We start from the raw sequence: 19,583 nt of genomic DNA on the forward strand, positions 1-19,583 counted from the left end.
CGGGTCGCCTGTTGTCGGTATTCAGACCGGCGTCAAACGGTTATGCTTACCACTTTATAAAGTATAACTCCGGAGCCAATATGTCTTATCTTGCCCTTAAGCATGCACACATGATGTTTGCCATTATCAGCATAGTGCTGTTTATGCTGAGAGCCTGGCTGGCGGTCCCCTCTCCCGCCCGCATCAACAACAAGCTGCTGAAGATTTTGCCTCATATCAACGACACCCTGCTGCTGATATTTGGCATCTGGCTGGCGGTCAGCCTTAAGTTCAACCCCCTTGAGAACAGCCCCTGGCTGGCAGCCAAAATTATTGGCCTGGTGCTCTACATCATAGTGGGCACCATTGCCATCAAACGCGGCAAAACCCGCGGCCAGCGTCTGATGGCTGCGCTCGCTTCCATTGCTATTTTTTCCTACATCTATGGTGCGGCAGTCACCAAGTCACCACTGTCCTGGCTGGTGCTGTAACGCGCTTTGCCGGGGTTAACCGGAAACACCGGAAACGGCCCCGGCTTCAGCCAGCGCCAGCCTGCTTCCTGATACAGGGCATTGGCTGAGCGCGGATCCAGCATCATTGCCGCCAGCGGCCCCAGGGGTTGATCCATGGGGACCAGTATATCTCCCGGCCCCAGCCTCAGCTCACCGGCTTCAGTACGCGCCTGTACCCGCCATTTTTCTCTGACACCCGGCTTTATTCTGGGCTGTGGCTGCAGCGCCTCTATCAGGATGCGCTCGGCCCGGACGTCTTGAGGTGCCCGTAACGTCATAAAGCGAATATGATGCCGTTCAAGCCAGCGAGCCATTCGTTCACGTTCCCGGGTGATGGCATAGGCTGGCGGCAACAATACCTGCTCCCCGGCCACGATGGCGTTGTAATTGACAAACTCATGATAACGGCGCTCACCGCTGCTGAGTCTGACCAGTGGCAGCCTCACCTCGGGCTCGGCATGATTACGGGCAAAGTGCACATCCATGCTCAGGGAGCGATCCGCGCCGGCAGACTGCCACTGTGCACGAGCCTGACGCGACACTGCCATCAGCCGCCGGCTGTCAGTGGCAGCCAGCTGCAACAGGCTCAGCAGTGCCAGATGTTGCTTGCGTACCCGTTCGGCAATATTACGCGGTGTGGCATAACTGCCGCTTTTATTATCCAGCCGGCTTTCTACCAGTACAGACACCCGCCCCTGCATGGCCGCATAGTTACGCAGATTGGTAATGCCCAGGCCCCCCCGGGCCACCCGCTGCCCCAGCTGCGTAATTTCCCCCCGGTAAGCCTCGGCCCTGACGCCGGCTTCGCTGACCTTGCTGATCAGTGCCGGCAGCAGAAAACCGGCGGTATAATCCTGCAGGCGCGCATCGATATTGGGGTTATTGCCTACCTCAAACTGTACTTCCACATCGGTCAGCCAGCCCTGCTCTCTGGTCAGTACCCGCTTCCAGATCCCCGACTCATGGGCGTCATATACCAGATCCGGATCAAAACGCTGCAACGTATTGACCAGCAGCCGGGTCTCACCGGCATTCAGCGCCACATAGTCGATGTTGGTGTTTTCGTCGTTGGCATTGTGGCGGCGGGACAGATCCCGGCCATCAGGATTGGCCATGGCCACCAGCACCAGATTCAGCCGCTTCAGCAAAGCCTCATGCCGGCCCAGAGTCAGCTCCTGTGCCAGCTGCTGTACCGCTTCGGCACCGGCAGGCTCGTTGCCGTGCTGAGCCGCCAGCACCAGCACTGTGGCCTTGCCGGGCTCGGGCCGGTAATGCCGCATAAAGGCCGGTGAAGAGGACATCAGCAGGGCATGAACCGGACGGCCACCGGCAGAGGTGCCAATGTGAACCATACGAGCCCGGTCGCTGTGTTCGGCCAGGGTGAACAGGTAGTGGTCAATGTCACGACTGTCGGGCAACGACAAATAATTTGCTTTTTTTAATGGCGTCAAGGGTTCCAATACGGACCAAGCCTGACCTCCCCAGAACAACAGCAGCAACACTAAAATACGCATAACGAGACCTGAAAGTTATATCAATATCAAAAGGTTATAGGATCAAAACCCTATTCCGGCAAGTCTCGCTCAGCGTCAGGATCAGACCAAAAAGTGGCGACTGTAGAAAAATGGCGACACTCACTCACGAAAAACATGCGTCAAAACTTGTCACACCTACTGCCTAGGATACAATCATCCCAAGCAAGAGGGCATCACCATGAGTAAGAAACTGCTGAGACAACTGACCCTGGCGCGCTGTGTTCCCTACCGTCCATACAAGCTGACCGCACGCCAGCTGCAAGAAAAACTGGAAGAAGAAGGAATTCAGGTAAGCCTGCGGACCGTACAGCGGGATCTGGAAGAAATGTCGGGCATGGGCCTGTTTGATCTCACTTCCGATGATCGCAGCAAACCCCACGGCTGGTGTTTCGAACGCAATGGTTTGAACGACTTCGCCAACTTTATGCCGCTGGGCCTGGCCATGGCACTGAAAACCTGGAACGACCAGGCCGCCGACCTGCTGCCTGCCAGTGTACTGACCGAACTGACGCCCATTATCGACAAGGCGACTCAGGTTATTAACGACAGCCAGAGCGAGCTGGCCGGTCGCTGGATGGAAAACGTGGTGCAGCTGCCCAAGCCGTTTGCCGGCAGCCCGGAAATGCGCCGCGCCACCACTATTCGCGATGCCCTGTGGCGTGGCCGCAAATTCACCGCTGAAATCAAGCGCCAGATCAAGGGCCGCACCGTGTGGCTGCGTTATGAGCAGGTCAACCCGCTGGGCATTGTCAGCCGTAAAGACGGCACCATGCTGCTGTGCACCATGACCGACATGGACCCCAAGATTTACGGCATTCCTTTTGAACACATCAAGGATGTTGAACTGACCAGCCGGCCGGTTACCCAGCCCCGAGAGTTCAGCACGCACAAGCTGGTGCGGGAAAAAGGCTACCAGGAAGAGACAGAAACCATCCATTTTGTTGGCCGTATTGCCAATACGGGCCGGCCGCTGCTGGAAGACACCATTCCGGGCCACAATCCGCGATTGACCCGTTATGACAAGCAAAGCATGATGGTGGAAACCGATGTAAAAGATTCTCCCGAATTTCGCCGCTGGCTGACTGACATGGGCGGTAAGGTAGAAATACTGGCACCGGAGTCACTGAAGTCCGCCAAATAACGGCACCCATACCGATGATAAGGGCTGACTGGTTCAGCCCTTTGTTTTTTCACGGAGACCAGGATGGATCAGATTTTTTTTGAGCCCGCCGAACCCGACTGCGACACCATTCGCATCAGCGTAGTGGGTGTGGGCGGCTGTGGCGGTAATACCGTCAACCTGCTGGCCGATCACCAGTTGCCGGCCCACGTCAACACCATTGCCATGAATACGGATGCCAAAGCTCTGCAGCAAAGCCGGGTAGAAATTCTGCAGCTGGGCCGTGAACTGACCCGTGGTCTGGGTGCCGGTGCCGAGGCCGAAACCGGCCGCAAGGCCGCAGTAGAAAGCGAAGCCGATATTCGTGCCCGTCTGCAAGGCGCGGATCTGTGCTTTATTACTGCCGGCATGGGTGGCGGCACCGGCACGGGTGCGGCTCCTGTGGTGGCTCAGCTGGCCCGGGAAATGAACATAATGACGGTGGCCATTGTCACCCGCCCCTTTGGCTTTGAAGGCAAAAAGCGCGCCAAGGCGGCGGAAGATGGCCTGGAAACCCTGGCAGAACACACCGATGCCCTGCTGGTACTGCCCAACGACTACCTGCTGCGGGTATTGGGTGCCCGCACCCCGCTGATTAAGGCCTTTTCTGAAAGCAGCAAGGTGATTCAGAATGCGGTACGTGGTCTGGCGGACATCATTGGTCAGACCGGCCTGATTAATATCGACTTTGCCGATGTGCGCACCATTATGAGCCAGCAGGGCAAGGCGGTGATGGGCATTGGCCTGGCCAGCGGTGAAAACAAGGTAGAAGAAGCCACTCTGCAGGCACTGAATAATCCGCTGCTGGAAAAAGTAGAGCTGGAGCGGGCCCGGGGCGTGCTGCTTAACGTGGTGGCATCTGCCGATATTGGCCTGGACGATTTTCAGAAAATTGGTGATCGCGTGGCAGAAAGCGTGGGTGAAGATGCCACTGTGGTATCGGGCATTACCCTGGATCCGGACTTAACCGACAGCATTCAGGTCACCATGATCGCCACCGGTATTCAGCCGCCAAAAGAAACCATAGCGCCGGTGCAGCAATCTCAGCATCAGCCCGGCCAGCCAGCAGAACAGCCGCTGCAGGAAGGTCTGGATATTCCGGCGTTTCTGCGCCAGCGCCAGCAATAATTTCAGGTACAAAAAAAGGCCGACGCAATGCACCGGCCTTTTTTAATGCTCAAACCCGGACTCAGCCAAACACGTTCAGGCACCAGGTAATGGCCGGAATGGCCACGATATCGATCAGTACGGCACCACACAAAGGCGCCACAATAAAGGCCTTGTGGGAGAAAACCCGATAACGATCGCACACAGCACCCATATTGGCCACCGCATTGGGAGTGGCCCCCAGACCATGCCCCACAAAGCCGGCACAAAGCACGGCAGCATCATAGTTACGGCCCATCAGCCGGAACATCACAAAGTAGGCCAGCAGAATAATGGCCAGGGTCTGCACCGCCAGAATGATCATCAGGGTTGCGCCCAAATCCGCCAGCTGCCACAGCTTCAGCGACATCATCGCCATGGTCAGAAAAATACCCAGACAAAAATCCCCCACCAGGGTATTGGCACTGTCGGAAATGGGCAGCAGACGTATCAGCTCATTGAGATTACGAATTATGATAGCCACAAACATGGCACCCACATAGGAGGGCAGAATCACATCAAAATGGGCGCGCAGGTTATCACTCAGCCACAGCCCCACCACCATGGTGCACAATACCAGGGTGACGCTTTTCAGCAGCAGGGTACCGGTGACGGTTTCCCGGCCGGGCTTTTCGGCCTCTTTCAGCGCTTCCAGCTCGTGTACCTGCTCCGCCTCAATGGCCACCTTGTGGCGCTTGATCAGCAGACGGGCCACAGGCGCACCCAGCAGACCGCCGGCGACCATACCAAAGGTAGCCGCCGCCAGCGCGGCCGTAGTGGCGCCGGTTACCCCCAGCGCCTCGGCCTCGGGACCAAAAGCGGCGGCAGCGCCAAAGCCGCCTTCCAGTGATACGGCACCGGCCATCAGACCCAGCAGCGGATGCTCGCCCAATACAGATGCCATACTGATGCCAATGGTGTTCTGCAAAATGGCCAGCACCCAGCAGGCCACCAGATACACCCCCAGCACCTTGCCGCCTTTTTTCAGCAGTGCCAGGCTGCCGCCCAGACCTACGGTGGCAAAAAAGGCAATCATCAGCGGGCTTTGCAGTGCCAGATCAAACCTGAACTCCACCTGTGCCCAGTCCCGGGCCAGCCAGGCAAATACCGCAAAACCAAAACCACCAATCACAGGTGCCGGCACGCACAGCTGATGCAGCACCGGAATACGGCGTTGCAGATACATGCCCAGCATCAGCAACAGCGCCGCCAGCGTGGTGGTGGTCATTACATCGAAGGTCATTACATTCATAACATATCCCTATTGATACAGCTTTCAGGGGCCTGCTGATCAGCCGGCAAGGCGGGCCAGCAGGCGGGCGGCCACACGGGCCGTGAGTGACTGGTGATCACGGGACGGATTCAGCTCGGCAATATCCGCCATCATCACCTTGTTGCTGGCAAGAATGCGGTCGAGCGCCGCCTCCAGCAGACCCATATCCATGCCCCGCACCGCCGGCGCACTCACGCCCGGTGCCAGGCTGGCAGGTAAGACATCCAGACAAATCGTCAGATAAATCACATCGGCTTCAGCCAGTGCCATATCTACCGCATCAAACAGCGGTATCGGATTCCAGCTGAGCAGCTGCTCATCGTGGACAATGCGGGTATTGAGCTCGGCCGCACGCTCAAACAGCGCCGCCGTGTTATGGCACCGGCTGACACCAATGCAGGTGTAGTGAAACGCCGTATTCAGCTGCTCACACAAGTGGGCACACTGGTTAAAAGGAGTACCGGAGCTGGGCCGGGCGGAACGACGCAAATCCAGATGAGCATCAAAATTGATAATACCCACTTTGGGCAAGGTACCCTGCGCCTGCAGGTGCTGCATCAGACCGCTGAAGCTGCCAAAGGCAATTTCATGTCCCCCGCCCAGGCCTACCACCTTGTGACCTTCATTCAGCAGACGGGCCACCTGTTCGGCGTAAATCGCCTGGGCACTCTCCAGCTCATCTTCATGACAAATAACATCACCGCCGTCATAGACAGGACGGCTGCCATGCCAGGACAGATTGGCAGCAGCACAACGCAACGCCCCCGGACCGGCAGCAGCACCCGGGTTACCCTGATTCCGGCGCACACCGGCATCGCTGCAAAAGCCAAGCAACGCCACCCCGGCCGGCGCATTACCAAACAACGACTGCACCTGCTGATGCCAGCGCAGTGCCAGCGGGCCTTCGTCGGTATCGGTCCGGCCTTGCCAGACATTCATATCAGCCGTTTTGTAGGTGGTTTGCTTCATGATTGACTCCTGCTTTTTATATTAATAACTCATGGCACCCAGACGCTGGGCCGCCTCACAGGTCCAGCGAATCCACTGACCGGCCAGGGTGCCCACCCGCTCAGCGGGTGCCATCAGGCTGATGCCGCCCAGCAGGTGATCACGGCCGCTTAATACCGGTGCGCTGACTCCCCAAATAGTCGAATCCAGCTCACCTTCTGATACGGCGTATCCCTGCTCTCGCACCCTTGCCAGCTCTGCCAGCATGAGGTCCTGTTCGGCATCATCCAGGCTCGCCAGTACACTATTGCGCAGCGTGTTGCCGGCAAAAGCCAGCAGCACTTTGGCACTGGCTCCCCGCCGCAATGGCTGAGACTGGCCTTTCTGATAGCAGCAGCGCAGCGCCTGGGAGCTGTCGATCATCTCCACACACAGAGCCCGGTGGCCGGACAGCATCATCAGGGCGGCACTCTCACCGGTACGCACCGCCAGTTCACTGAGTAACGGCCGGGCCCAGGTGAGCATACTGTTGTGCTGTTCAAAGCCCGCTGCCAGCTGCACCGCCATGGGACCGGGAGCGTAATAGCCGCTTTGCCGTTCCTGCACCAGTGACCAGCGCGACAAGGTGCTCAGGTAACGATACACACTGGAAAGAGGCAGACCGGTCTGCTCTGCCAGTGTTTTGGCGGTCAGGGGTTCGGCAGCCACTGCCAGCGCTGACAACAACGCAAATGTTTTATCCTGGGAGGGTGTTTTTTCAGCCATTGGGTTCTCCTGGAGAGCGCGACCTTCGCTCGAAAAGCGACCTGTGTAAAATCAGATTCTCAAAATATGAGAAATAATGCTTATTTAAGCAGGTTAATTCCGCACATATGAAAAAATAAAACAGCTGTACCGATCCGGACAAAGCGTGGCAGGAGAGCAACAAAACAGACGAAAAAAAGGGCAGGCCGAACGGCCTGCCCTGATATGAAGAAATTCAGCTGATTCTTCGGGTCACCAACCCGAAAAACTGAAGCTTCGAAAGCAATCTAGGGTCTCGAGAAGCATTTAATCGCTAAAAAGACGCGCTTCCCAGCATTGCCTTTCCAATGTTTGACCTTGCTCGCGTTATTACTTTCGCGCTCCGTGAAAGCGTGAAGACACTCACATCACGGCATGATATCCACCCATACCAGCCGGTGATCCGAGCCAAGACTGCGCCGGGCCGGCCTGCCATTGCTCCGCCAGAACCAGCCCGTCTCGTCTTGCTCCGGTGCTGGCCAGTGAACCCCGCTGGCCAGCGCCTTGAGCCGGGCAGACGGCAACACATAATCCAGCCGCAGGCCATTAACATGGGTCCATAACCGGGCCGGCCCCCGGCGAGGCTCAAAGGGCCGCAGCCGGCGCGCCCCTTGTGATGCCGGCTGCAACCGGCCCCGGCTGACCTCCTGATTAAGCCCCGGATCTGCCAGCAAGGAACGAATGGCCCGGCGAAAACCGTTACCATCCTTGGGATCCGCGTTCAGATCCCCCAGAATCACAAAGTCGGCACCGGTTTCAAGACCACCCCGGCTGCCTTTATCATCCACCAGATAATCCGCCCTGCCCGGGCGAATATAATCATGCCAGAGCCGCAGTTCATCGTGATTACGGCAGCTGTTGCGCCGCTCCGGGCCTTCATCAATGGGCGGAGCCGGATGACTGGCCAGCAGATGCAGCCGCCGCCCGTGCGGCAGGCACACCGGCAGATCGATATGGTTTTTGGAAGACAGCGGTAAAAACGCCAGCACGTCAGGCGGATAGTAAGACTGGCCGTTCAGCGCCGGCAATCGAGCAGAAGGCATATCTTTCCATAAAAACCGGCGAAAACTGCGCAACTTGTCAGTATCCAGCGGAAAACGGGATAATACCGCGAAACCGTACTGACCATGAAAGGCACCGAAACCAAGCCCGTCTTGCGGCAACACAGGGGCATCACTGCCATTTAATGCTTTTGGCCCGGTCAGTCCGGTGTTGACCGGTGCCAGAAAATAATAAGGGTAATCCATGCCCTGCTCACCGGCGGCAAGATATTTCCGGGCAAAAGTAATGAGATGATCGGCCTGCCGCGCCTCGCCATCGTGATCAAATTCATTCAGCAGCAAAATATCAGGTCGCACCTGCTGTACCATGGCCGCCAGGTTGTGCAGCTGAACACTGCCGGCTCCGGCTATCTCGTCAACCAGCGCACCGGAAAAACTGCGATCCAGCGCCACATTAAAGCTGGCAATTCGTAATTTTTGCACGGGAGTTATTGCCTTTAGCGTTCAAAATGTCATCATTTTGTATTCAATGTTTTCAGGGAAGAAAACCATGTTTGGCACACTGGCTGCAACCTCGGCCTCGCTGTTTGCGCTGCTTTATTTGCTGCGCCGGCGGCAGGAAAGCTTCTGTATCACCATTCGCAATGATCATCTTAAAGTAAAGCGCGGACAGCCGCCTTCATATCTGCTTCATCACTGCCATCAGCTGGCTACCGATGCTCAAACCCTCAGAGGCACCATAAGGGGCATGAACAAGGGTGGCAGAGTGGTATTAACCTGCTCCCGCAGCATTCCGGCGTCTTACCGGCAGGATATTCATCTGTTCTGGCAGAAGCAGTCGCACCAGACTGAACCTTGAGGAGCATGATGAGTCTCACCCTTGACTTGTATTCTGTTTCCCGCTTTGCTGGATATATTCTTTCTCAAGAGACTCAACCATGAAAAAACTTAGTCCGCTTCTGTTGTGTGTGCTGCTGGCCGCCTGTGCCGGCAAGCCCGACTCAGACACCGCTGCCAACACCGAGAGCAAAAAACAGACGCCTCAAACCAGTGAGCAACAACCACCGCAGGGGCCCGTTACTCCCAAAGGTGAGTTTGCCCGGATTGATGTCAGCCGTTCTCAGCAGGCCATGGATGATATTGCTGCCGGCAAGGCAGATACCATTAACACCATTTTGCAAGACCCCAACAGCTATGCACCGCCGGTACTGTATCTGATGTCGGCCATTATGTTTGACAACGATTATGAAGATCAGGGCACTTTCTGGTATTACGTGGCACAGCTGCGCGCCCGCAGCGACGCCAACAAATCCGGTGACAACACCACTCATGCCGCTGTGAGCCAGCTGAACAAACAGTTTGGCGTGCGTATTGGTCCGCATTCCATGGGCAACCCAGACCGGCTGCAGGCCATTGTGAACCAGGTGCTGCAATGGGACAGCGAACAAACCCGTGACTATGACCCGCGCTGGATTGCTCTGCAGGGCCGGGATGTGGCCACCGAGACCACCATCGACTTTGCTCCCGAGGCCAAATGGCAGGAAATTAACGCCCTTACCCGTAATCAGTATCGTCAGGGCCTGGAGCAGGCACTGGCTGAAATACGCGAAAAGCAGGCCGAACAAGCCAAATAAACCCTGCCTCCCATTAATGCTATCCCGGTCTTTACCGGGATATTTTATTTTGGCACCTTTGCAGTACTAAAAGGTCATACCAATCTGCCCGGGTGGCGGGTAACTGGTTGCACGGAGAATCATGGTTTATGAGTACACCCCCTTCATCTTCGGTTCCGGTCTGGGACTGGTCCATTCGTTTGTTTCACTGGAGTATGCCGGTATTAATGGCGCTGCTGTGGTATTACGCCGGTGAAGACATGGACAAGCACATGTTGTTTGCCCAAATTCTGATAAGCCTGGTGTTATATAGAGTGATCTGGGGCTTTATAGGCACTCCCTATGCCCGCTTCAGCCACTTTGTGTATCACCCCCGTCATATTGTGGCCTATCTGCGCGCCAGCCTGACACCACAAAAGCCCGTTTACCTGAGCCACAATCCCATGGGCGGCATTATGGTACTGGTGCTGCTGGGTGGTTTGCTGCTGCAGGCAGGCACGGGCCTGTTTGCCACCGATGATATTTTCTATACCGGCCCGCTTTACGACTACGTTACCGGTGACACTGCCGAGCAGATGACCCGCTGGCACAAACGCTGGTTTTACTGGGGCATGCTGGTATTGGTGGGGCTGCATGTGTGTGCTGTGCTGCTTTACCGGTTACGCGGTGAAAATCTGGTGGGCCCCATGATCACCGGCCGCAAGCAGGCACCGGCAGAGCAGGTGGCCGACCGGCTGCCCGGGCATACCGGCTTTCCGTGGCTACGCTTTATCATTGCCGCCATCGTTGCCTGGGGTGCCGTTGAGGCGCTGTTCAGACTGTAATAACAACAACGCCGGGGCAGGCCCCGGCGTTGTTATATCCGCAATATAAGTTTAGTCTTTGCGGTAATTATCGTGGCAACCCTTACAGGTTTTGAAAAGAGCACCGGCGGCCTTGCGTGCATCAGCCTGATCAAAGCCTTCCTCACCGGACACCTTAACCAGATTCTGCAGCGCATCGCCAAAGTCCTTGCCCTTGGCCTGCATGCCTTCCATATCGTCCCAGGCTTTGTCCAGCAGGTTGCTGGACTCTACGCCGCGGGTTTCAGGAAAGTAGGTTTCACCCAGCAGACCCGCCGCCTGGCTCAGGTTAAGAGCACGCTGGTGCAGAGCAGCAGCATCAAAGTCGATTTCACCCTTGGCCATACCACCAATCACGCCCGCCTGAGCAGACATCACCTGATACAGGGACTGACGATATTTAACGGCATCTTCCGGCTTGAACAGATCAGCCTGGGCAGAAACAGAGGCGGCAAACAGGCCGGTACTCAGAATGAGTGCTTTCTTCAACATGGCTTTGCTCCTTGGGGGTTAGGCAGTGCTCAAAAGGCACCATTTTTTAATTAGAGAGCAACGATATATCACCCACCAGCGGGGATCTAGCTTAAAAACGAGAAAACGCGCTGCATGCCGCAAATACACCCGGCTCTGTGCTGGTGGTGCGATAGCCGTTTTTATTTGGCTTTGGGTGTTTGCGTGCACTGTGCCAGCAGCCGCACAAAAAAGTCGCTGCCCTTGCGCCGGGCAAAGTGAATATTGCGCTCGGGAATGGACTCGGGGTCGTTATAGTCTGTCAGTGCTGCTTCAATGCTGGCTTCGCGAATAAGGTGCAGAGTGGGATAAAGCGAGCGGTTGGTGTAGTTGGCGGCGTCATCCTGGGGTTCGCCGTCAAAACAGTAGTCGGGGTGAAAACTGGCCAGCTGATATTTACCTTCATAACCCTGCTCAAACAGCAGCTCATCCGCCAGGTCAACCAGATCCAGATAGGCGTAAAAGCCCTCAAAACCCCGGGGCAGGATCACCAGAGTGGTTTCTGTTTCCGGCTGCTCGTCCAGCAGCCGGCATTCCGCCAGCAGCGCCTGCAGCACCTCTTTCGGCTTGTGCTCTTCCACCACCACATAGCGAATGCTGGCCCGCTCCACCTCCCGCCGGGCAAAGGGGCACAGGTTGTATTTCATGATCACCTGCTTCACCCAGTTTTCAGTGTGCTCTATATACTGCTGTTGTTCCGGCATGACTCGTTTCCCTGTTGGTTGTATTAGCACCGGCCACCATCATAACCGATAGCGTTGCCACGGCGGTTAACTGCTACTCCCAGCGCGCCCACCACAGCAGCACCGGCAGCGTCAGATTCAGCAGCACCGTCAGCCAGAAGATGATGCGAAACGACGCCTTGCGGGTTTTATGACGCAGCCAATATTGCCCCAGCCAGGCACCGGGCCAGCCGCCCAGCAATGCCAGCATATGCAGAGTGCGCTCGGGCACCCGCCAGTTACCATGAATAGCAGCGCGCTTGTCCCACCAGTACACCCCAAGCGTGATCAGACTGAGCAGCAGGTACCAGAGCGCCAGCCCCAGATAAACCTTGATCATGCCGGTTGCTCCTCTTGTTTCTGCTGCAGCCGCCACAGCTGGGCATAAAGGCCGTCTGCGGCCAGCAACTGCTCGTGGCTGCCCTGCTCGGCGATGCGGCCGTCCTGCATCACCAGAATATGGTCGGCGTCCACTATGGTGGACAGCCGGTGGGCGATCACCAGGCTGCTCTGCCCCCGGGACACCTCACGAATGGCCTGCAATATGCTGCGCTCGGAGCGGCTGTCGAGGGACGAAGTGGCCTCGTCAAACACCAGAATGGGCGGCCGTTTTAAAATGGTGCGGGCAATGGCCACCCGCTGCTTTTCGCCGCCGCTCAGTTTAAGCCCGCGCTCCCCCACCAGGGTGGCGCTACCTTCCGGCAGACTGGCGATAAAGTCATCGAGGTGAGCCAGGCGAATGGCCTCGTTCACCTCGTCCTCGCTGGCGTCGATGCGGCCATAACGAATGTTGTCGTAAATAGAGGCGTTAAACAGCACCGTATCTTGCGGCACTATGCCGATAGCCCGGCGCAGGGACGCCTGACTCACTCGCCGTATGTCCTGGCCGTCGATAAGAATGGCGCCCTCGCCCACCTCGTAAAACCGAAACAGCAGCTTGACCAGGGTGGACTTGCCCGAGCCGCTGGCCCCCACCACTGCCAGCTTCTGTTGTGGCCTCAGGGTAAAGCTGAGATCATGCAGAATTTGCCGGTCGGGGCGGTAACCAAAACTGACGTGGCGAAACTCGATTTCGCCCCGGCTGACTTCAAGCTCAGGCGCGTTATCCGCGTCGGTAATTTGCGGCTGGCGGCGCAGCAGCGCAAACATACGCTCAATGTTGGCCAGTGACCCCTTCATCTCCCGGTACACAAAGCCAAGAAAATTGAGCGGCAGAAACAGCTGCATCATAAAGGCGTTGATCAGCACAAAGTCGCCCAGGGTCATGGTGCCCGCCACCACTTGCTGGCCGGCCAGTATCATCATGGCGGTCATGGCCACGGCAATGATCAGCGCCTGCCCGCCGTTCAGCGCAAACAGGCTGAGCCGGTTATTGCGCCGGGCCTGCTCCCACTCGGCCAGATCGTCATCGTACCGGCCCGCCTCGTACTGCTCGTTGTTGAAGTATTTGACCGTTTCAAAGTTGAGCAGGCTGTCCACCGCCCGGCTGTGGGTTTGTGAGTCGGCCTTGTTGGCGGCGCGCACATAGCGGGTACGCCAGTCGGTGGCCACCACCGACCAGGCCACATACACCACCACGGCCCCAAGAGTAATCAGCGCAAACCACACCGAGTAGTTGATCAGCAGCAGCGCCGTAACCAGGCCAATTTCCAGCAGAGTGGGCACAATATTGAACACCATAAAGCGCAGCAAGAAGCCCACCCCGGTCACGCCCCGCTCTATATCGCGGGACAGGCCGCCGGTGCTGCGGTTAAGGTGAAAATCCAACTCCAGCCGGTGCAGATGGTTGAACACGTTAAGGCCAATGCGGCGCATGGCCCGCTCGGTGACCCGGCCAAACAGGGCGTCGCGAATTTCCCCAAACAGCACATTGGCAAAGCGCACCGTGCCGTAGGCCAGCAGCAGCCCAAGCGGCAGCGCCACTACCGTGCTGACGGCAGTATCCATGCCATCGACAATGTGCTTGAGAATAAAGGGCAGGCCCACACTGGCCAGCTTGGCCGCCACCAGGCACAACAGCGCCAGGCCAATGCGGCCCTTATATGCCATCAAATAAGGAAGCAGTGTTTTTAACGTACGAATATTGATGGTGGCGTCATCCATATCCGGGTGGTACGAGCCTCGGCGCATATCTTAGTCGGGTAAGTGAGCAATGGGGCCTAGTTTACATGGGATTGAAGTGACTGAAAGAAAGCAAAGGTTTCGCATGAACCTGGCTGCACCATATTATAAGCTGGTGCTTTGGTGTAAGGGGGAGCGCTAATGGAACAGCTACCACAAAAGTGCATTTATCGTCTGCAGCTGAGTGCTGAGGGCGGTCTCAGGCCATTACAGGATCAGCAGGCCACCACAGCAGAGCCGGTGTGGCTGCATCTGGACTATGAGCAGCCCGAGAGCGCTGGCTGGCTGCGAAAAACGGAGCTGATCAGCGAGGCCGCCCGCGAGGCATTGCTGGGCCAGAGCAGCCGGCCCAAGCTGGTGCGCCAGGGCGACAACCTGCTGCTTACCCTGCGCGGCATTAACCATAACCAGGGCAACAGCCCGGAAGAAATGGTCGCCCTGCGCATCTACATCACGCCCTCGCTCATTATCAGCAGCCGGCACCGGCCGCTGCTGTCGGAGCAGGATGTGTATGAGCAACTGGCCAATACCGACGAACCCGTCACTCTTGGGGACTGGCTGGTGGAAATATGCGACGCCCTCACCGACCGGGCCGGCGAGTTTGTGGAAGACCTGCACGACCATATTCTGGAGCTGGAAGAGCAGATACTGATGCGTGAGCTGCCCACTAACAGCCGGCTGGGCCGCATTCGCAAACAGATGATTTTGGTACGACGTTATCTTTCTCCCCAGCGGGATCTGATCGCCCGGCTGGCCAGCGAAAAAATCGGCTGGCTCAACGACGATGATCGCCGCCGCCTGCTCGACATTGCCGACCGCCTGCGGCGGTGGCTGGACGACCTCGACGCCGGCCTGGCGCGCACCGCCGTGCTGGCGGACGAAGTCAATAACCTGATGACCGAGGCTACTAATCACCGTGCCTATCAGATGTCGATTATGGCGCTGATGTTTTTGCCAGCCAGTTTTCTCACCGGCCTGTTCGGTATTAACCTGGGAGGCATGCCCGGTGCCGACAGCCCCGCTGCCTTCTGGATTTTCTGTATCAGCCTGCTGGCGCTGGGTGGCGGCCTGGGGTTCTGGCTGCACCGCAACCGCTGGTGGTGAAGCATTTTTGCCAGCCAGCAGGTCTGTTTGTAGCACTGCCGAACGTTAAAGGATGCCCGTTATGAAACGACTGATCGGAACTCTGTGTACTGCCCTGTTCTGCTCTGCGGCGACCGCTGCAGAGCCTGACACCACCGCCCTTTATGAGCACCAGCTGCCCCGGCTGCATGCCGACACCATGCTGGATATGCGCCAGTTTGCCGGTCAGCCTATGCTGGTGGTGAACACCGCCAGCCACTGTGGCTTTACCGGCCAGTTTGAAGGGCTGGAGGCGCTGCATCAGCAATATAAGGATAAAGGCCTGAAGGTGGTGGGCTTTCCGTCCAACGATTTTAATCAGGAAGCCAAAAGCGAGGAAGAAGCCGCCAGAGTCTGCTTTCAGAACTTTGGCGTTACCTTTGATATGGCCGCCCCCATTGGCGTGAAAGGCGACTCGGCTCATCCCATTTTCAAGGAAATTACCCGCCAGAGCGGTAAGCAGCCCCGCTGGAATTTTTATAAATTCGTGATCGACAAAGACGGCCGGGTCACCGAGGTGTTTTCCAGCATTACCGGACCGGACAGCAAGCGGCTGAAGTCGGCAATTGAGCAGGTGCTGTAACGGCACCCTGCAATGCCCCGTCATACCGGCCTTGAGCCGGTATCTTTTGGCAGGCGGCACAGTGCCATTCGCCCGAGATTCCGGGTCAAGCCCGGAATGACGCTAATCTTAAAACCCAGAATGACGTATACCTTATAGCCCGGAATGACAAAAGCGGTAAATACAAAAAAGGGAGCACCGAGGTGCTCCCTTATTGTTTGCTTCAGGCTTATGCCGCCAGTGGCGTGATGCGCACCTGAGCGATGCGGAAGTCTTCCACTTCGGTTATTTCAAAGCGCAGATCTTCATGCTCAAACACGGCACCGGCTTCCGGCAGCTGGCCGGCCAGCGCCAGCAGCAGGCCGGCCAGGGTGGCGTATTCGTCTTCAGGATCTACCAGCCCCCGGCGAGACAGCACCTGCTCCAGATAGTGCAGATCGGTACTCCCCTTTACCAGCCAGCCACTGTCTTCGGTAATGATTTCCGGGTCTTCGTCTTCATCCAGAAACTCACCCACTATGGCTTCCAGCAGATCGTGAGGCGTGACCAGGCCCTGCACAGTGCCGAACTCGTCATTCACCAGCACCATATGGCCACGGGCATCGCGCAGCACGTTAAGCAGGCGGATAACGCTGATGCTGTCGGGCACAATAATGGGCACACTGCCTTCCGCCAACTCAGCCAGGGTTTTACCGGCCTTCAGGCCGGCCATCAGATCCTTGGCCCGCACCACCCCCAGCAGATTATCCAGCTCGCCGTCGCACACCGGAAACTGGCTGTGAGAAGACGCCATCAGCTCTGCCACCTGCTCTTCCCGGGTGTCGTTAATGTCCAGCCACACTATGTCGGAGCGGGGCGTCATCACGGTGCGAATGGAGCGCTCGGCCAAAGACAGCACGCCGCTTATCATATTGCGCTCTTCGTCCACAAAGCCCTGCTGTTCAATTTGCTGGGGGGTTTCTTCCGTCTCGTCTTCGGTTTTGTCCTTGCCGCCCATCAGCCGGAATATGGCATCAGTAGTGCGTTCACGCAGCGGCCGGTGAGACTCCTGGCGCACTTTGTTGCGCTGAGCCAGCTGGTTAAAGAACTCAATCAGAATCGAGAAACCAATGGCAGCATACAAATAACCTTTGGGAATATGGAAGCCAAAGCCTTCCGCCACCAGGCTGAAACCGATCATCAGCAGGAAGCTCAGACACAGCACCACCACAGTGGGGTGAGCATTCACAAAGTCGGTCAGGGACTTGGATGCTGCCAACATTACCGCCATGGCCACCACAACAGCAATCATCATCACTGCCAGGTTATCCACCATGCCCACGGCAGTGATAATGGAGTCGAGCGAGAACACCGCATCCAGCACCAGGATCTGGGCAATCACCACGCCAAAGCCGGCGTAAACATTGCTCTTTTCCTCTTCGTGCATGCTGCCTTCCAGCCGCTCGTGCAGCTCTGAAGTGGCCTTGAACAGCAAAAACAGACCTCCGGCCATCAGAATGAGATCCCGTCCCGAGAAGCTGAAGCTGCCCAGAGTGACCAGCGGCGTGGTCAGCGTTACCAGCCAGGACACCACACTCAGCAAGCCCAGACGCATCACCATTGCCAGGGTCAGGCCGATAATCCGGGCTTTTTCGCGCTGATGAGGCGGCAATTTTTTGACCAGAATGGCAATAAATACCAGGTTGTCGATACCCAGTACAATTTCAAGAATAACCAGTGTCAGCAAGCCCGCCCACACAGACGGATCCATCAGGAATTCCATGTTTTACCTCGTAGAGAGAAGGTGGTAATGCGGATCAGCGAACAGCGCGCGTCAGACCGGCAACGTCAGTATAGCCATGACGGCGGCAGGGGCGGAGTAAAATGGCGAGTGCCAAAAACAGCGGAGAAAAGCGGGAAAAAGAATGTGAAACAGTGTGGTGCAAGCAACTTCGCGAGCAGTCCATATTATATACCGGCGTTTGACCGGACCTCTTGGTTAAAATGAGCGCACATCATAATCTGAAAAAAACTGCAGGCAAGATTATTTTTTTATGGCCTTGCCGGCGGCCGTGATGCTGCTCACAACCGCCGTCTGATATTACACCCTAAAGTGTCTGACCTGCTCCTGCAGCTGCTCGGCCAGCCGGGCCAGACCGCTGCTGGAATCGCGGGTTTGATCCGTGCCTGTGTTCACCTGCTGGGTAATGTCGTTAATATTGGTAATATTGCGGTTAATTTCTTCCGCCACCGCCGACTGCTGCTCGGCGGCGCTAGCAATGCTGGCGTTCATATCCCGTATACGAGCCACTGCGGCGGTGATCTTTTCCAGCGCCATACGCGCATCCTGTGCCGACTGCACGCTGTCATAGGCCTGGTTGCGGCCAGTTTGCATCACGGCAATGGCATTACGTGCGCCGTCCTGCAACTGAGTGATCATGGCATGAATTTCGGCAGTGGAGTTTTGGGTGCGGCTGGCCAGGTTGCGCACTTCGTCGGCCACCACAGCAAAGCCCCTGCCCTGCTCGCCGGCACGGGCGGCTTCAATGGCAGCGTTCAGCGCCAGCAGGTTGGTTTGATCGGCAATATCACGAATCACACTCAGCACCGAGCTGATTTGCTCGCTGTGATCCCCTACCTGCTCCATGGCCTGAGCGGCTTTTTCTACCTCGCTGGCCAGCTGCTCTATGCTGCGGCCGGTATGCTCCACCACTTTGTTGCCTTCTTCGGTGGCATCATCCACCTGCAAAGCAGCATCCGATGCCGACAAGGCGCTCTGCGCCACTTCCTGCACGGTGGCGGTCATTTCATTCATGGCAGTGGCTACCTGCTCGGTTTCGGTGTGCTGTCGTTGCACTGAGCCCGCCGACTGCTCGGTGATCTGTGCCAGCTGTTCGGCAGCGGCAGTAACCTCAAAGGTAGATGCTGTCACTTCCTTTACCAGCCGGTGCACCTTGTCTACAAATACGTTCACGCTGGCGGCCATGGCAGTCAGCTCGTCGTTACCGCTCAGCTCCAGCCGGCGGGTCAAATCACCGTCACCGGCCGCCAGCTCATTGATCATGCGCTGAGTCAGCCCCAGCCGCTGGTGCAGGCTGCGGGAAATACCCAGATTAATGACCAGTACCACCAACACCGCCAGCGCACCGGCAATCAGGCCGCGCATGTAAGTGCTATCTACCTGCTGTTGCATGTGATCACGAATGAGCAGGGCCTCTTGATGCTCGCTCGCCATCAGGTTATCCAGTTCAACCCGAATGGCACGCCAGGCCGGGTTTTCCGTGCGTGCCAGCAAACGGGCGGCCGCTTCCTGACGGCCATTGGCTGCCATGGCCAGCACTTGCCGGCGGCTGTCACTTACGGTTTGCCAGTGTTCGGCAATAATGGCCATGCTGGCCCGGGTGAGTTCACTGGCACCGGCACCGCTGGTTAAAAACGCCATATCACGCTCAAACCCGGCCTGGGCCTCGGCCACGACTTCGTCGGCCATGGCCAGCGACGCATTAAAAATTTTATTACGACTGGCAATGCCTGCCAGCAGGCCATTGCCATACATGCGGTTTAACGCATCCAGCCGGGGCTGGCTGACTTCCAGAAAATCAACGAAGGTATCGCGCACCTGCTGCACACCATACAGCGTCATGCCCAGAGCACTGCCTATCAGCAGCAGCGTCAGCACAACCGAGGCAAACAGTTTGGCCCGAATAGTGGATAATGAAAACATGGCAATCCCGCCTGAGTCTGTTAGTTATTCTGAGGCTATGATGCCGTTAAAA

The 19,583-nt window shown here is 57.1% G+C and carries 19 protein-coding genes; 8 read left to right on the forward strand and 11 right to left on the reverse strand.

Translation table 11 applies throughout. The features are described 5' to 3' along the window. Window positions 1–80 precede the first annotated feature (80 nt). Window positions 81–470, forward strand: a complete 390-nt coding sequence (locus tag N2M06_RS15445; RefSeq protein WP_317074975.1) for a SirB2 family protein — start codon at window positions 81–83, stop codon at window positions 468–470. Here N2M06_RS15445 and N2M06_RS15450 read toward each other — a convergent pair. After that, a complete protein-coding gene (locus N2M06_RS15450) occupies window positions 422–2,005 on the reverse strand; it encodes a M14 family zinc carboxypeptidase (protein WP_346351210.1) in 1,584 nt (527 codons plus the stop codon). The genes N2M06_RS15445 and N2M06_RS15450 overlap by 49 nt on opposite strands. Window positions 2,006–2,204: 199 nt before the next feature. On the opposite strand from N2M06_RS15450, the gene N2M06_RS15455 reads away from it, so the two are divergent. Both N2M06_RS15455 and ftsZ read left to right on the forward strand, forming a co-directional pair. Beyond that, window positions 2,205–3,167, forward strand: a complete 963-nt coding sequence (locus N2M06_RS15455; RefSeq protein WP_346351211.1) for a WYL domain-containing protein — start codon at window positions 2,205–2,207, stop codon at window positions 3,165–3,167. Window positions 3,168–3,230: 63 nt separating this feature from the next. After that, window positions 3,231–4,313 (forward strand): cell division protein FtsZ, encoded by a 1,083-nt coding sequence (gene ftsZ, locus N2M06_RS15460; RefSeq protein WP_346351212.1) that lies wholly within the window; start codon window positions 3,231–3,233, stop codon window positions 4,311–4,313. Window positions 4,314–4,374: 61 nt separating this feature from the next. Here ftsZ and gltS read toward each other — a convergent pair whose 3' ends face one another. The 4 genes from gltS to N2M06_RS15480 form a co-directional block, all read right to left on the reverse strand. Then, the gene (gene gltS, locus N2M06_RS15465; RefSeq protein ID WP_019934584.1) at window positions 4,375–5,583 is read right to left on the reverse strand and encodes a sodium/glutamate symporter; all 1,209 of its coding nucleotides are present in this window, start codon (window positions 5,581–5,583) and stop codon (window positions 4,375–4,377) included. A gap of 39 nt (window positions 5,584–5,622) precedes the next feature. Next, a complete protein-coding gene (hutG, locus tag N2M06_RS15470; RefSeq protein ID WP_346351213.1) occupies window positions 5,623–6,573 on the reverse strand; it encodes a formimidoylglutamase in 951 nt (316 codons plus the stop codon). Between the two features lie 21 nt (window positions 6,574–6,594). Next, entirely contained in the window at window positions 6,595–7,317 is a 723-nt protein-coding gene (locus tag N2M06_RS15475) for an IclR family transcriptional regulator (protein ID WP_019934586.1), read from the reverse strand. 386 nt (window positions 7,318–7,703) lie between these two features. Beyond that, entirely contained in the window at window positions 7,704–8,819 is a 1,116-nt protein-coding gene (locus N2M06_RS15480; protein ID WP_346351214.1) for an endonuclease/exonuclease/phosphatase family protein, read from the reverse strand. Window positions 8,820–8,886: 67 nt separating this feature from the next. Here N2M06_RS15480 and N2M06_RS15485 point away from each other — a divergent pair, with 67 nt between their 5' ends. From N2M06_RS15485 to N2M06_RS15495, 3 genes are all read left to right on the forward strand, one after another. After that, window positions 8,887–9,195 carry a DUF3634 family protein gene (locus N2M06_RS15485; protein ID WP_019934588.1) on the forward strand — a complete coding sequence of 103 codons (309 nt, stop codon included), beginning with the start codon at window positions 8,887–8,889 and terminating at the stop codon, window positions 9,193–9,195. A 79-nt stretch (window positions 9,196–9,274) separates the two neighbouring features. Next, window positions 9,275–9,970: a hypothetical protein gene (locus N2M06_RS15490; RefSeq protein WP_019934589.1), complete on the forward strand. Its 696-nt coding sequence runs from the start codon at window positions 9,275–9,277 to the stop codon at window positions 9,968–9,970. 128 nt (window positions 9,971–10,098) lie between these two features. Then, window positions 10,099–10,773 carry a cytochrome b/b6 domain-containing protein gene (locus N2M06_RS15495; protein ID WP_346351215.1) on the forward strand — a complete coding sequence of 225 codons (675 nt, stop codon included), beginning with the start codon at window positions 10,099–10,101 and terminating at the stop codon, window positions 10,771–10,773. Between the two features lie 51 nt (window positions 10,774–10,824). Here N2M06_RS15495 and N2M06_RS15500 read toward each other — a convergent pair whose 3' ends face one another. The 4 genes from N2M06_RS15500 to N2M06_RS15515 all read right to left on the reverse strand — a co-directional run bounded on the left by N2M06_RS15500 (window position 10,825) and on the right by N2M06_RS15515 (window position 14,153). Then, entirely contained in the window at window positions 10,825–11,283 is a 459-nt protein-coding gene (locus tag N2M06_RS15500; RefSeq protein WP_019934591.1) for a cytochrome c, read from the reverse strand. A gap of 161 nt (window positions 11,284–11,444) precedes the next feature. After that, complete coding sequence (locus N2M06_RS15505; RefSeq protein WP_317075732.1) at window positions 11,445–12,005, reverse strand: DUF1415 domain-containing protein; 561 nt, start codon at window positions 12,003–12,005, stop codon at window positions 11,445–11,447. Between the two features lie 73 nt (window positions 12,006–12,078). Further along, complete coding sequence (locus tag N2M06_RS15510) at window positions 12,079–12,363, reverse strand: DUF1294 domain-containing protein (RefSeq protein ID WP_019934593.1); 285 nt, start codon at window positions 12,361–12,363, stop codon at window positions 12,079–12,081. After that, a complete protein-coding gene (locus tag N2M06_RS15515) occupies window positions 12,360–14,153 on the reverse strand; it encodes an ABC transporter ATP-binding protein/permease (RefSeq protein ID WP_346351216.1) in 1,794 nt (597 codons plus the stop codon). Before N2M06_RS15515 ends, N2M06_RS15510 begins: the two co-directional genes overlap by 4 nt. A gap of 132 nt (window positions 14,154–14,285) precedes the next feature. Between N2M06_RS15515 and zntB the strand changes: the two genes are divergently transcribed. After that, window positions 14,286–15,248, forward strand: coding sequence for a zinc transporter ZntB (gene zntB / locus N2M06_RS15520; RefSeq protein WP_346351217.1), 963 nt, complete (start codon window positions 14,286–14,288; stop codon window positions 15,246–15,248). A gap of 61 nt (window positions 15,249–15,309) precedes the next feature. Then, window positions 15,310–15,849 (forward strand): glutathione peroxidase, encoded by a 540-nt coding sequence (locus tag N2M06_RS15525; protein WP_346351218.1) that lies wholly within the window; start codon window positions 15,310–15,312, stop codon window positions 15,847–15,849. A gap of 208 nt (window positions 15,850–16,057) precedes the next feature. Here the strand turns inward: N2M06_RS15525 and N2M06_RS15530 are convergent, their stop codons facing one another. After that, the gene (locus tag N2M06_RS15530; RefSeq protein ID WP_346351219.1) at window positions 16,058–17,590 is read right to left on the reverse strand and encodes a TerC family protein; all 1,533 of its coding nucleotides are present in this window, start codon (window positions 17,588–17,590) and stop codon (window positions 16,058–16,060) included. 318 nt (window positions 17,591–17,908) lie between these two features. Continuing rightward, entirely contained in the window at window positions 17,909–19,531 is a 1,623-nt protein-coding gene (locus N2M06_RS15535; protein ID WP_346351220.1) for a methyl-accepting chemotaxis protein, read from the reverse strand. Window positions 19,532–19,583: the final 52 nt, after the last annotated feature.

Origin of the sequence: Oceanimonas sp. AH20CE76 (assembly GCF_039654065.1) — a bacterium.
Lineage (GTDB): Bacteria > Pseudomonadota > Gammaproteobacteria > Enterobacterales > Aeromonadaceae > Oceanimonas > Oceanimonas smirnovii.

What these genes read in the sequence shown, in the direction of transcription:
- N2M06_RS15445 (WP_317074975.1), top strand. Translation starts at nt 81, where the DNA reads ATGTCTTATCTTGCCCTTAAGCATGCACACATGATGTTTGCCATTATC.
- N2M06_RS15450 (WP_346351210.1), bottom strand. Translation starts at nt 2,005, where the DNA reads ATGCGTATTTTAGTGTTGCTGCTGTTGTTCTGGGGAGGTCAGGCTTGG.
- N2M06_RS15455 (WP_346351211.1), top strand. Translation starts at nt 2,205, where the DNA reads ATGAGTAAGAAACTGCTGAGACAACTGACCCTGGCGCGCTGTGTTCCC.
- ftsZ (WP_346351212.1), top strand. Translation starts at nt 3,231, where the DNA reads ATGGATCAGATTTTTTTTGAGCCCGCCGAACCCGACTGCGACACCATT.
- gltS (WP_019934584.1), bottom strand. Translation starts at nt 5,583, where the DNA reads ATGAATGTAATGACCTTCGATGTAATGACCACCACCACGCTGGCGGCG.
- hutG (WP_346351213.1), bottom strand. Translation starts at nt 6,573, where the DNA reads ATGAAGCAAACCACCTACAAAACGGCTGATATGAATGTCTGGCAAGGC.
- N2M06_RS15475 (WP_019934586.1), bottom strand. Translation starts at nt 7,317, where the DNA reads ATGGCTGAAAAAACACCCTCCCAGGATAAAACATTTGCGTTGTTGTCA.
- N2M06_RS15485 (WP_019934588.1), top strand. Translation starts at nt 8,887, where the DNA reads ATGTTTGGCACACTGGCTGCAACCTCGGCCTCGCTGTTTGCGCTGCTT.
- N2M06_RS15490 (WP_019934589.1), top strand. Translation starts at nt 9,275, where the DNA reads ATGAAAAAACTTAGTCCGCTTCTGTTGTGTGTGCTGCTGGCCGCCTGT.
- N2M06_RS15495 (WP_346351215.1), top strand. Translation starts at nt 10,099, where the DNA reads ATGAGTACACCCCCTTCATCTTCGGTTCCGGTCTGGGACTGGTCCATT.
- N2M06_RS15500 (WP_019934591.1), bottom strand. Translation starts at nt 11,283, where the DNA reads ATGTTGAAGAAAGCACTCATTCTGAGTACCGGCCTGTTTGCCGCCTCT.
- N2M06_RS15505 (WP_317075732.1), bottom strand. Translation starts at nt 12,005, where the DNA reads ATGCCGGAACAACAGCAGTATATAGAGCACACTGAAAACTGGGTGAAG.
- N2M06_RS15510 (WP_019934593.1), bottom strand. Translation starts at nt 12,363, where the DNA reads ATGATCAAGGTTTATCTGGGGCTGGCGCTCTGGTACCTGCTGCTCAGT.
- N2M06_RS15515 (WP_346351216.1), bottom strand. Translation starts at nt 14,153, where the DNA reads ATGCGCCGAGGCTCGTACCACCCGGATATGGATGACGCCACCATCAAT.
- zntB (WP_346351217.1), top strand. Translation starts at nt 14,286, where the DNA reads ATGGAACAGCTACCACAAAAGTGCATTTATCGTCTGCAGCTGAGTGCT.
- N2M06_RS15525 (WP_346351218.1), top strand. Translation starts at nt 15,310, where the DNA reads ATGAAACGACTGATCGGAACTCTGTGTACTGCCCTGTTCTGCTCTGCG.
- N2M06_RS15530 (WP_346351219.1), bottom strand. Translation starts at nt 17,590, where the DNA reads ATGGAATTCCTGATGGATCCGTCTGTGTGGGCGGGCTTGCTGACACTG.
- N2M06_RS15535 (WP_346351220.1), bottom strand. Translation starts at nt 19,531, where the DNA reads ATGTTTTCATTATCCACTATTCGGGCCAAACTGTTTGCCTCGGTTGTG.